The sequence below is a fragment of the Pseudomonas sp. QD4 genome, from assembly GCF_049199125.1.
Classification (GTDB): Bacteria; Pseudomonadota; Gammaproteobacteria; order Pseudomonadales; family Pseudomonadaceae; genus Aquipseudomonas.
The window spans coordinates 45,181-58,332 of sequence record NZ_JBLZOM010000003.1 but is presented as its reverse complement, the minus strand read 5'-3'; the positions used below and the strand labels follow the sequence as shown (position 1 = coordinate 58,332).

Below are 13,152 nucleotides of genomic sequence, written 5' to 3'. Positions count from 1 at the left end.
GCCTTGTCGTGCAGCGCTTAAAACCTTCTGTATATCGGCATAACCCTTTGTTTATAAAAGGGTTGTTAGGCGCTAGGCAGCTCCCGGATCGACACCAATTGCAAGCATAATCCTGGCAGGAAACCCCATGACGGACGCGTTCGAACTCCCCAGCACCCTGGCCCACGCCCTTCAACGCCGGGCGGCTCAGACGCCCGATCAAGTGGCCTTGCGCTTTCTTGCCGAAGACCAGGATCAGAACGTGGTCCTCACTTACCGCGACCTCGATCTGCGCGCGCGGACCCTGGCTGCGGCCCTGCAAGCCAACGCCGAGCTGGGCGACCGGGCGGTGCTGCTGTTCCCCAGCGGGCCGGATTATGTCGCGGCGTTTTTTGCCTGCCTGTATGCCGGGGTGATCGCGGTCCCGGCTTATCCACCGGAGTCGAGCCGGCGCCATCACCAGGAGCGGCTGATCTCGATCATCGCCGACGCCGAGCCCAGGCTGCTGCTGACCAGTGCCGGCCTGCGTGAATCCCTGCTGCAGATGGAAGAGTTGCAAGCCCCCGGTGCACCGCCCCTGCTTTGTGTCGACACACTGGATCCGAGCCTGGCCCAGGGCTGGCGGGCCGTTGAGCTGGCGGCCGACGATATCGCCTTCCTGCAATACACCTCCGGTTCGACGGCGCTGCCCAAGGGTGTGCAAGTCAGCCATGGCAACCTGGTGGCCAACGAACTGCTGATCCGTCGCGGCTTTGGCATCGACCTTAACCCCGATGATGTGATCGTCAGTTGGCTGCCGCTGTACCACGACATGGGCCTGATCGGCGGGTTGCTGCAACCGATCTTCAGCGGCGTGCCCTGTGTCCTGATGTCCCCGGGGTATTTCCTCGGTCGGCCCCTGCGCTGGCTGGAGGCGATCAGCGAGTACGGCGGCACCATCAGCGGTGGCCCGGACTTCGCTTACCGCCTGTGCAGCGAGCGGGTCAGCGAGTCTGCCCTGGCGCGCCTGGACCTGAGCCGCTGGCGCGTGGCCTATTCCGGTTCCGAGCCGATTCGCCTGGACACCCTGGAGCGTTTCGCCGAGAAATTCGCCGCCTGCGGATTCACCTCCCATCAGTTCTTTGCGTCTTATGGTTTGGCCGAGGCCACCTTGTTCGTGGCCGGCGGTACCCGTGGCCAGGGCATCCCGGCGTTGCGCCTGGATGACCGGGCCCTGGCGCGCAATTGCGCCGAGCCGGGCAGCGGCAATGCGCTGATGAGTTGCGGCAGCAGCCAGCCGCTGCACGCGGTGCTGATCGTCGATCCTCACAGCTTGTCCGAACTGGCCGAAAACCAGGTGGGCGAAGTCTGGGCCGCCGGCCCGAGCATCGCCCACGGTTACTGGCGCAACCCCGAAGCCAGCGCCAAGACCTTTGTCCAGCACGCTGGTCGCACCTGGCTGCGCACCGGTGACCTGGGCTTTATGCGCGCTGGCGAGCTGTACATCAGCGGGCGCCTGAAAGACCTGCTGATCGTGCGCGGGCACAACCTTTATCCACAGGACATCGAGCAAACCATCGAGCGTGAAGTGGAGGTGGTGCGCAAAGGCCGGGTCGCGGCGTTCGCAGTCACCGAGCAGGGCGTGGAAGGCATCGGCATTGCCGCCGAGATCAGCCGCAGCGTGCAGAAAATCCTGGCGCCCGAGGCCTTGATCAAGCTGATTCGCCAGGCCGTGGCCGAGGCCTATCAGGAAGCGCCAAGCGTGGTGGTGCTGCTCAACCCGGGGGCGTTGCCCAAGACCTCCAGCGGCAAACTGCAACGCTCGGCCTGCCGCACGCGCCTGGCCGATGGCAGCCTGGATCACTATGGATTGTTCCCGCCGTCGCACGGGGGCGCCCTTGAGTCGACCCCGGCCGAGCAGGGCAGCAGTGAGCTGCACGCCGTGATTGCACAGATCTGGGCCGAGCAGCTGCAAGTGCCCCACGTGGCGGCCGATGATCACTTCTTCCTGCTTGGCGGCAACTCGATTGCCGCGACCCAGGTGGTGGCGCGCCTGCGGGAAGCGCTGGGCCTGGAACTGAACCTGCGGCTGCTGTTCGAGGCCCCGACCCTGGCCGGTTTTGCTGCCCAGGTGGCGCGCCTGCAACAGGACGGCGGCCTGGCCCAGGGCGCCATTGGCGCCTTGTCCCGCAGCGAGGCCCTGCCGCAATCCCTGGCCCAGAACCGACTGTGGATCACCTGGCAACTCGACCCGCAGAGCACGGCCTACAACATTCCCGCCGGTTTGCGCCTGCGCGGCGAACTGGACCAGGACGCCCTGCGCACCAGCTTCGAGCAATTGATCGAACGCCATGAATCGCTGCGCACGCGCTTTTTCGAACGCGACGGCCAGGCCCTGCAGCAGGTGGCCCCGAGCGCTGAATTCAACCTGCAACTGATCGATCTCGGCGACCTGCCGCCGGCCGAGCGCGAAGCCCGGGCCCGGCAGATCCGCGAGGACGAAGCCCGCACCCAGTTCGACTTGGAGCACGGCCCGCTGCTGTGGGTCACCCTGCTGCGCCTGGACGACGAAGAGCACCAACTGCTGGTGACCTTGCACCACATCATTGCCGACGGTTGGTCGCTGAACCTGCTGATCGACGAGTTTTCGCGCCTGTATGCAGCGGCCTCCCAGGGGCAGGTGGCGACGCTTGCGCCCCTGCCGTTGCAGTACGCCGATTACGGCAGTTGGCAGCGCCAGTGGCTGGCCCAGGGCGAGGGCGAACGCCAACTGGCGTATTGGAAACAGCAACTGGGGGACGAGCACCCGAGCCTGGAACTGGCCACCGACCACCCACGCGCCGCGCAGCTCACCCGCAGCGCCGCACGCCACAGTCTGCGCCTGGGCGCGAGCCTGAGCGAGGCAGTGCGCGAGGCCGCCCAGGCCCAGCAATCGACCGCCTTCATGGTGCTGCTGACGGCGTTCCAGAGCCTGTTGTATCGCTACAGCGGTCAGCGCGACCTGCGCATCGGCGTGCCCAATGCCAACCGCCCGCGCCTGGAAACCCAGGGCCTGATCGGCTTCTTCATCAACACCCAGGTGCTGCGCGCCAACATCGATTCGCGGCTGTCGTTCGCCGAGCTGCTGCAACAGACCCGGCTAGCCGCGCTGGAAGCCCAGGCCCATCAGGACCTGCCGTTCGAACAACTGCTGGAAGCCTTCCCCCAGGCGCGGGAGCAGGGCCTGTTCCAGGTCATGTTCAACCACCAGCAGCGCGATCTCAGCGCCTTGCGCCGGCTGCCCGGGCTGCTGGCCGAAGAGTTGCCGTGGCACAGCCGCGAAGCCAAGTTCGACCTGCAACTGCACAGCGACGAAGACCGCAATGGGCGCCTGAGCCTGGCCTTCGACTACGCCGATGAACTGTTCGACGCCGCCACCATCGAGCGTCTGGCCGAGCATTTCGTCAGCCTGCTGCAACAGGCCTGCGAGCAGTCGGATACTGCAATTGGCGACCTGCAACTGCTCAACCCGGCCGAGCAGGCCCAGCAACTGCAATGGAGCAGCGCCCCCTGCGCCCCGGCCACGCGCTGGCTGCCGGAGCTGCTCTGCGAACAGGCGCGGCTGACCCCGGAGCGCAGTGCCCTGCTGTGGGACGGCGGCCAGATGAGCTTTGCCGAGCTGCACACCCAGGCCAACCGCCTGGCCCATTACCTGCGCGACAAGGGCGTGGGCCCGGATGTGCGGGTGGCGATTGCCGCCGAGCGTTCGCCACACCTGCTGATCGGCCTGCTGGCGATCCTCAAGGCCGGTGGCGCCTATGTGCCGCTGGATGCGGATTACCCCGCCGAGCGCCTGGCCTACATGCTGGGCGACAGCGGCGTCGAGCTGCTGCTGACCCAGACCCACCTGCTCGAGCGCCTGCCCCCGGCCGAGGGCGTCAGCACCATCGCCATGGACAGCCTCAAGCTCGACACCTGGCCAAGCCAGGCCCCGGGCCTGCACCTGGATGGCGAGCACCTGGCCTATGTGATCTACACCTCCGGTTCCACCGGCCAGCCCAAGGGTGTGGGCGTGACCCATCAGGCGCTGAGCGAACGCTTGCAGTGGATGCAGGCCACCTACCGCCTGGACGCCAGCGATGTGCTGATGCAAAAGGCGCCCATCAGTTTTGACGTGTCGGTCTGGGAGTGCTTCTGGCCGTTGATCACCGGTTGCCAGTTGTTGATCGCCGCCCCCGGCGAGCATCGCGACCCGCACCGTATCGCCCGCTTGGTGCAGGACTTCGGCGTGACCACCCTGCACTTTGTGCCGCCGCTGTTGCAGCTGTTTATCGATGAGCCCCTGGCCGCCCAGTGCACAAGCCTGCGCCGCCTGTTCTCCGGGGGCGAAGCCTTGCCTGCCGAATTGCGCGGCCGAGTCCTGGAGCAACTGCCGCAGGTGCAACTGCACAACCGTTATGGCCCGACCGAGACCGCGATCAACGTTACCCACTGGCACTGCACCGATGCCGACGGCGAACGTTCGCCCATCGGCCGGCCCCTGGGCAATGTGATTTGCCGCGTGCTCGACCACGACCTCAACCCATTGCCTGCCGGCGTGCCGGGTGAGCTGTGCATCAGCGGCAACGGCCTGGCCCGTGGCTACCTGGGACGTCCGGCGCTGACCGCCGAACGTTTTGTGGTCGACCCGCTGAGCGTCAGCGGCGAGCGCCTGTACCGCACCGGTGACCGGGTGCGTTGGAGCCGCGAGGGTGTGCTCGAATACCTCGGACGCCTCGATCAGCAGGTCAAACTGCGGGGCTTTCGCGTCGAGCCGCAGGAAATCGAAGCGCGGCTGCTGGCCCAGGACGGCGTGGCCCAGGCTGCGGTACTGGTGCGCGACACCCTGGCCGGGGCGCAACTGATCGGCTACTACACCAGCAGTGACAGCAGCGAGGAGCACGCGGCGCAGAGTGTCCGCCTGAGAACCGCGCTGGCCGCCGAGCTGCCGGACTACATGGTGCCGGCGCAACTGCTGCGCCTGGAGGCCATGCCCCTGAGCCCCAGCGGCAAACTCGACCGCCGTGCCTTGCCCGAGCCGCAGTGGCAGGTGCGCGAGCACGTTGAGCCGAGCAGCGCCCTGGAACAGCAAATCGCCGGGGTCTGGCGCGAAGTGCTGGGCCAGGAACGGATCGGCCTGCGTGACGATTTCTTCGCCCTGGGCGGCCACTCGTTGCTTGCCACGCAGATTATTTCCCGCACCCGCCAGGCCTGTGATGTCGAGCTGCCGCTGCGGGTGCTGTTCGAAGCCAGCGAGCTGGGGGACTTTGCCGAACAGGTGCGATTGATCCAGGAAGCGGGGCAACGCAACCAGCAGCCGCCGATTGCCAAGGTCGACCGCAGCCTGCCGGTGCCACTGTCCTATTCCCAGCAGCGCATGTGGTTCCTGTGGCAAATGGAGCCCGACAGCCCGGCCTATAACGTCGGCGGTATGGCGCGCTTTAGCGGTGTGCTGGATATCGGGCGTTTCGAGGCGGCGTTGCAGGCGCTGATCATGCGCCATGAAACCTTGCGCACCACCTTCCCCAGCGTCGACGGCGTGGCCCGGCAACAGGTGCACGGGCAAAGCGCGGTGCGCATGGCCTGGAAGGATTTTTCCGCGCTCGACGCTGCGGCCCGGGAGTCGCGTCTGCAGCAACTGGCCGACAGCGAGGCGCATACACCGTTCAACCTGGAGACCGGCCCGCTGCTGCGGGTGTGCCTGGTCAAGGCCGGCGAGCAGGAGCACTACCTGGTCCTGACCCTGCACCACATCGTCACCGAGGGCTGGGCGATGGATATTTTCGCCCGGGAGTTGAGCGCGCTGTACGAAGCCTTTATCGACGACCGCGAGTCGCCCCTGGAACCCTTGCCGGTGCAGTACCTGGACTACAGCGTGTGGCAGCGCCAGTGGCTGGAGGCCGGCGAACGCCAGCGCCAGCTCGACTACTGGACCACGCAACTGGGCTACGAGCACCCGCTGCTAGAGTTGCCCAGCGACCGTCCGCGGCCGCCGGTGCAAAGCCATCAGGGCGAGCTGTACCGCTTCGACCTGAGTGACGATTTGGCAGCGCGGGTCCGCGCCTTCAATGCGCAACAGGGCCTGACCCTGTTCATGACCATGACCGCGACCCTGGCAGTGCTGCTGTACCGCTACAGCGGCCAGACCGACCTGCGCATCGGCGCGCCGGTGGCCAACCGCATCCGCCCGGAAAGCGAAGGGCTGATCGGTGCCTTCCTCAATACCCAGGTCCTGCGTTGCCAGCTCGACGGGCAGATGAGCGTGGCCCAGCTGTTCGAGCAGGTGCGGCACACCGTGATCGAGGGCCAGTCCCATCAGGACCTGCCGTTCGACCACCTGGTGGAAGCCCTGCAACCGCCGCGCAGTGCTGCCTACAACCCGTTGTTCCAGGTGATGTGCAACGTGCAGCGCTGGGAATTCCAGCAAAGCCGGCAACTGGCCGGGATGAGCGTGGAATACCTGGCCAACGACGCGCGGGCGACCAAGTTCGACCTCAACCTGGAAGTCACCGACCTCGACCATCGCCTGGGTTGCTGCCTGACCTACAGCACCGACCTGTTCGACGAGCCGCGCATTGCGCGGATGGCCGGGCACTGGCGCAACCTGCTGCAGGCGCTGATCGCCAATCCGCAGCAGCGCTTGAGTGAACTGCCGCTGCTGGACGCCGGCGAGCAACAGCAGCTGCTGGACAGCCTGGGCATCGAGCCCGGGGTGCATCGTCTCGACCAGTGCATCCAGCAGCTGTTCAGCCAGCAGGCGCAGCTTCGCCAGGACGCGCCGGCCCTGACATTTGCCGGGCAGACCCTGAGCTACAGCGAGCTCGACAAGCGCGCCAATCGCCTGGCCTGGATGCTCCGTGAGCGTGGGGTTGGCCCCCAGGTCCGGGTCGGTCTGGCCCTGCCGCGCTCCCTGGAAATGGTCATCGGCTTGCTGGCGATCCTCAAGGCCGGCGGCGCCTACGTGCCCCTGGACCCGGAATACCCGCTGGACCGCCTGCATTACATGATCGAAGACAGCGGCATCGGCCTGCTGCTCAGCGACAGCGCGATGTTCGAGGCCCTGGGCCCGCTGCCGGCCACGGTCGGGCGCTGGTGCCTGGAGGCAGACGGCGCGCTGCTGGCCGACTACCCGGCCAGTGAGTTGCCCTTTATCAGCCTGGCGCAGCATCAGGCCTACCTGATCTACACCTCGGGTTCCACCGGCAAACCCAAGGGCGTGGTGGTGGCCCACGGCGAAATCGCCATGCATTGCCAGGCGGTGATCGAGCGCTTCGGTATGCGCGCCGACGATTGCGAGCTGCACTTTTATTCGATCAACTTCGACGCCGCCACCGAGCGCCTGCTGGTGCCGCTGCTCAGCGGCGCCCATGTGGTGCTGCGGGCCCAGGGCCAGTGGGACGCGCAGGAGATCTGCCAACTGATCCGCCAGCACCGGATCAACATCCTCGGCTTTACCCCCAGCTACGGCAGCCAGTTGGCGCAGTGGCTGGCAACCCAGGGTGAAACCCTGCCGGTGCGCATGTGCATCACCGGCGGCGAAGCCTTGACCGGCGAGCACCTGAGCCGGATCCGCGGGGCGTTCCAGCCGAGCCTGTTCTTCAACGCCTACGGCCCCACTGAAACCGTGGTCATGCCCTTGGCCAGCCTCGCACCCCAGGTGCTGGAGGAGGGCGTCGGCAGCGTGCCGATCGGCAGCGTGATCGGCGCCCGTGTCGCCTACATTCTCGATGCCGACCTGGCCTTGGTGCCGCAAGGTGCCACCGGTGAGCTGTATGTCGGCGGTGCCGGCCTGGCCCAGGGCTATCACCAGCGTCCGGGCATGAGTGCCGAACGCTTTGTCGCCGACCCGTTCAGCACCGAGGGCGGGCGCCTGTACCGCACCGGCGACCTGGTGCGCCAGCGTGCCGACGGCCTGGTGGAATACCTGGGGCGGATCGACCATCAGGTGAAAATCCGTGGTTTCCGCATCGAGCTGGGGGAGATCGAGACCCGCCTGCTGGAACATGCTGCGGTGCGTGAGGCGGTGGTGCTGGCGCTGGAGATGCCCGGTGGCCGGCAGTTGGCGGCCTACCTGGTGAGCGAGGCGGCCGAGCACGGCGCCGAGCAGCAGAACGCCCTGCGTGATGCGCTCAAGCTGCACCTGAAAAGCCAGTTGCCGGACTACATGGTGCCGACCCACCTGATCCTGCTGGCGAGCATGCCCCTGACCGCCAACGGCAAGCTCGACCGTCGCGCCTTGCCCCTGCCGGACCCGGAGCTCAACCGCCAGCAGTACTTGGCCCCGAGCAACGAGTTGGAGCAGACCCTGGCCCAGGTCTGGTGCGAAGTGCTGAACCTGGCCCAGGTCGGCCTGAACGACAACTTCTTCGAACTGGGGGGCGACTCGATCCTGTCGATCCAGGTGGTCAGCCGGGCGCGCCAGCTGGGTATTCATTTCAGCCCGCGTGACCTGTTCCAGCACCAGACCGTGCAGACCCTGGCCGCCGTCGCCAGTCGCAGCCATCAGGTCAGTGCCGAGCAAGGCCTGCTCAGCGGCGCGTCGGGCCTGACGCCGATCCAGCACTGGTTCTTCGACAGCGCCATTCCCGAGCGCCAGCACTGGAACCAGGCCTTGCTGCTGCAACCGACCCAGTCGCTGGATCCGCAGCACCTGGAGCAGGCCCTGTTGACGGTGCTGGAGCACCACGACGCCCTGCGCCTGCGCTTCAGCCAGGACTCGGGCGCGTGGCAGGCCGAACACCAGGCCCTGGGTGACGAGCCGCTGCTGTGGCACGTGCGCGTGCCGTCCATGGAGCGTTGCCTCGAACTGTTCAGCGACGCCCAGCGCAGCCTCGATCTGCAGCAGGGGCCGCTGATGCGGGCGCTGCTGGTGGACGGGCCGCAAGACCAGCAACGGCTGTTGATTGCCATTCACCACCTGGTGGTCGACGGGGTCTCGTGGCGCGTGCTGCTGGACGATCTGCAAAGCGTCTACCGCCAGTTGCTCGAGCAGCAGGCGCCGCGTCTGCCGCTGAAAACCAGTGCCCTGCGCGACTGGGCGGCGCGCTTGCAGGCCTATGCCGGCAGCGAGTCCCTGCGCGAAGAGCTGGGCTGGTGGCAGGACCAATTGGCCGGTCCCAGCGCCGAGCTGCCGGTGGAGCGCGCCCAGGGCGGGCAGCAACACCGGCACGGGCAGACCGTCAGCGTGACCCTGGATGCCCCGTGCACCCAGCAACTGCTGCAACAGGCGCCCGCCGCCTACCGCACCCAGGTCAACGACCTGCTGCTGACGGCCCTGGCGCGGGTGCTGTGCCGCTGGACCGGGCAGGACTCGGCGTTGATCCAGCTCGAAGGCCACGGCCGCGAAACCCTGTTCGACGACATCGACCTGACCCGCAGCGTGGGCTGGTTCACCAGTGCCTACCCGTTGCGCCTGACCCCGTTGCAGATCGAAGAAGCAGCCGGGCAGGGCGCCTCGATCAAGGCCATCAAGGAGCAATTGCGCGCGGTGCCGCACAAGGGCCTGGGTTATGGCGTGCTGCGCTACCTGGCCGACGACCTGAGCCGCCAGACCCTGGCCGCCTTGCCCCGGGCGCCGATCACCTTCAACTACCTGGGGCAGTTCGACCAGAGTTTTGCCCAGGACGCGTTGTTCCGCCCCCTGGACGAGCCGGTGGGCCCGGCCCACTCGCCGGACGCACCGCTGCCCAACGAGCTGAGCGTCGACAGCCAGGTGTATGGCGGCGAACTGGTGCTGCGCTGGACCTTCAGCGCCGAGCGCTTCGACAGCCAGACCATCACCGACCTGGCCGAGGCCTACCTGGGCGAGCTGCGCAGCCTGATTGCCCATTGCCTCAAGGACGATGCCGGCGGCCTGACGCCCTCGGATTTCCCCCTGGCTCGTCTGACCCAGGCACAGCTAGACGGTTTGCCGGTGCCGGCGGCGCAGATCGAAGACGTGTACCCGCTGACCCCGATGCAGGAGGGCATGTTGCTGCACACCCTGCTGGAGCCGGGCACTGGCCTGTACTACATGCAGGACCGCTACCGCATCAACAGCGCACTCGACCCCGAGCGTTTCGCCAAGGCCTGGCAGGCGGTGATCGCCCGTCATGAAGCCTTGCGCGCGTCCTTCTGCTGGAACGTCGGCGAGGACATGCTGCAAGTTATCCACAAGCCGGGCAGCACGCCGATCGAGTACCTGGATTGGACTGCGGTAGCCGAGGTCGAGCAGGAGCCCCAACTGCAAGCGCTGCTCAAGCGTGAGCGCGAAGCCGGGTTCGAACTGTTGGACAAGGCGCCGTTCCACCTGCGGCTGATCCGCGTCGGCGCCACCCGCTACTGGTTCATGATGAGCAACCACCACATCCTGATCGATGCCTGGTGCCGCTCGTTGCTGATGAATGACTTCTTCGAGATCTACAGCGCCCTCGGCGAAGGCCGCGACCCGCAACTGGACGTGCCGCCGCGCTATCGCGACTACATCGGCTGGCTGCAACGTCAGAGCCTGGCCGAGGCGCGCCAGTGGTGGCAGCGCAACCTGCAAGGGTTCGAGCAGACCACGCCGATCCCCAGCGACCGGCCTTTCCTGCGTGAACACGCCGGTGACAGCGGCGGCATGACCGTCGGCGACTGCTACACCCGTCTCGATGCCTGCGACGGTGCGCAATTGCGCGAGTTGGCGCAGCAGCACCAACTGACCATCAACACCTTCGCCCAGGCGGCCTGGGCCCTGGTGCTGCGGCGTTTGAGCGGCGAGCGCGACGTGCTGTTCGGCGTCACCGTGGCCGGACGCCCGGTGGAGATGCCGCAGATGCAACGCACGGTGGGGCTGTTTATCAACAGCGTCGCGCTGCGGGTCAAGATGCCGGCTGACGATCAGCCGTGCAGCGTGCGCCAGTGGCTCGGCGAGTTGCTGGCCAGCAACATGGAGCTGCGCGAGTACGAATACCTGCCGCTGGTGAGCATCCAGGAACACAGTGAACTGCCCAAGGGCCAGCCGCTGTTCGACAGCCTGTTTGTGTTCGAGAACGCGCCGGTGGAAGTCTCGGTGCTGGACCGTGCGCAAAGCCTCAATGCCACCTCGGATTCGGGCCGCACCCACACCAACTTCCCGCTGACGGCGGTGTGCTACCCGGGGGATGACCTGGGGCTGCACCTCTCTTACGACCAGCGTTACTTCGACGAGAACACCGTGCAGCGCATGCTGGGCGAGTTCAAGCGCCTGCTGCTGGCGCTGATGCACGGCTTGCACGGGGACATGGCCGACCTGCCGTTGCTCGGCGAGCAGGAGCAGCAATTCCTGTTGCACGACTGCAACCAGAGCGCCGGTGATTATCCGCTGGAGCGCAGTTACGTCGAGCTGTTCGAGGCGCAGGTGGCGGCCCATCCGCAACGCATTGCCGCCACCTGCCTGGATCAGCACCACAGCTATGCCGAGTTAAACCGACGCAGCAACCGCCTGGGGCATGCCCTGCTGGCCAAGGGCGTGGGCTTCGATCAACCGGTGGCGCTGCTGGCCGAGCGCGGCCTGGACCTGCTGGGCATGATCATCGGCAGCTTCAAGGCCGGGGCCGGTTATCTGCCCCTGGACCCGGGCCTGCCGAGCCAGCGCCTGGAGCGCATCATCGACCTGAGCCGGACCCCGTTGCTGGTGTGCACCGAAGCCTGCCGTGAACAAGCGCAGCACCTGCTCGACGAGTTGGCCTGTGCCCACCGCCCGCAATTGCTGGTGTGGGAGGCGGTGCAGGCCGGCGATTTTGCCGAGGGCAACCCGGGCCGCTACAGCGCCCCGGACAACCTGGCGTACGTGATCTACACTTCGGGTTCCACCGGTCTGCCCAAGGGCGTGATGGTGGAGCAGCGCGGCATGCTCAATAACCAGTTGAGCAAGGTGCCGTACCTGCAACTGAGCGAGGCCGATGTGATCGCCCAGACGGCGTCCCAGAGCTTTGATATTTCGGTCTGGCAGTTCCTCGCTGCGCCGCTGTTCGGGGCGCGGGTGGACATCGTGCCCAACGCCCTGGCCCAGGATCCCCAGGGCTTGCTGGAACACGTGCAGGCCCAGGGCATCAGCGTGCTGGAAAGCGTGCCGTCATTGATCCAGGGCATGCTCGCCCAGGAATCGGTGGCGCTCGACGGCCTGCGCTGGATGTTGCCCACCGGCGAGGCGATGCCACCGGAACTGGCCCATCAGTGGCTGCTGCGTTATCCACAGGTGGGGTTGGTGAATGCCTACGGGCCGGCCGAATGTTCCGATGACGTGGCGTTCTTCCGCGTCGACCAGGCCTCGACCCGTGGCAGTTACCTGCCGATCGGCACGCCCACCGACAACAACCTGCTGTACCTGATGGACGACGCCCTGGCCCTGGCACCCCTGGGTGCGGTCGGCGAATTGTGCGTGGCCGGCACCGGTGTCGGGCGCGGTTATGTCAGCGATCCGCTGCGCACCGCCCAGGTGTTCGTGCCCAACCCGTTCGGCGCGCCGGGCGAGCGTTTGTACCGTACCGGTGACCTGGCGCGGCGCCGCAGCGATGGCGTGCTGGAGTACGTCGGGCGCATCGACCACCAGGTGAAAATCCGCGGCTACCGCATCGAGCTGGGGGAAATCGAAGCCCGCCTGCACGAGCACCCGGACGTTCGCGAAGCGGCGGTCGGGGTGCAAGAGGGCGCCAATGGCAAGCACCTGGTGGGCTACCTGGTGGCCAGTGACTCGGCGCGCACGCCCGGCGAACGCCTGGAGCGGATCAAGCAGCAACTGCGCAGCGAACTGCCGGAATACATGGTGCCGCTGCATTGGCTATGGCTGGAGCGCATGCCTCTCAACGCCAACGGCAAGCTCGAGCGCAAGGCCCTGCCGGCCCTGGAAATCGGCCAGTTGCAAGGCCAGGACTACCTGGCACCGCGCAACGAACTGGAGCAGACCCTGGCCGCGATCTGGGCCGAGGTACTGAAGGTCGAGCAGGTGGGTATCCGCGACAACTTCTTCGAGCTCGGCGGCCACTCGCTGCTGGCCACGCAGATCGCCTCGCGGGTGCAAAAGCAACTGCAACGCAACGTACCGCTGCGGGCCATGTTCGAATGCAGCACGGTGCAGGAACTGGCCGAGTACATCGACGGCCTGGGCACCAGCGAAATCGATGAAGAAAAAGCCGACCGCCTGAGCGATCTCATGGCCGAACTGGAGGGCCTCTAACC

The 13,152-nt window shown here is 66.7% G+C and carries 1 protein-coding gene; it reads left to right on the top strand.

From position 1 onward, the window contains the following. Nucleotides 1-127 precede the first annotated feature (127 nt). A complete protein-coding gene (locus ACOZJV_RS20455; protein ID WP_421548355.1) occupies nt 128-13,150 on the top strand; it encodes a non-ribosomal peptide synthetase in 13,023 nt (4,340 codons plus the stop codon). Nucleotides 13,151-13,152 lie beyond the last annotated feature (2 nt).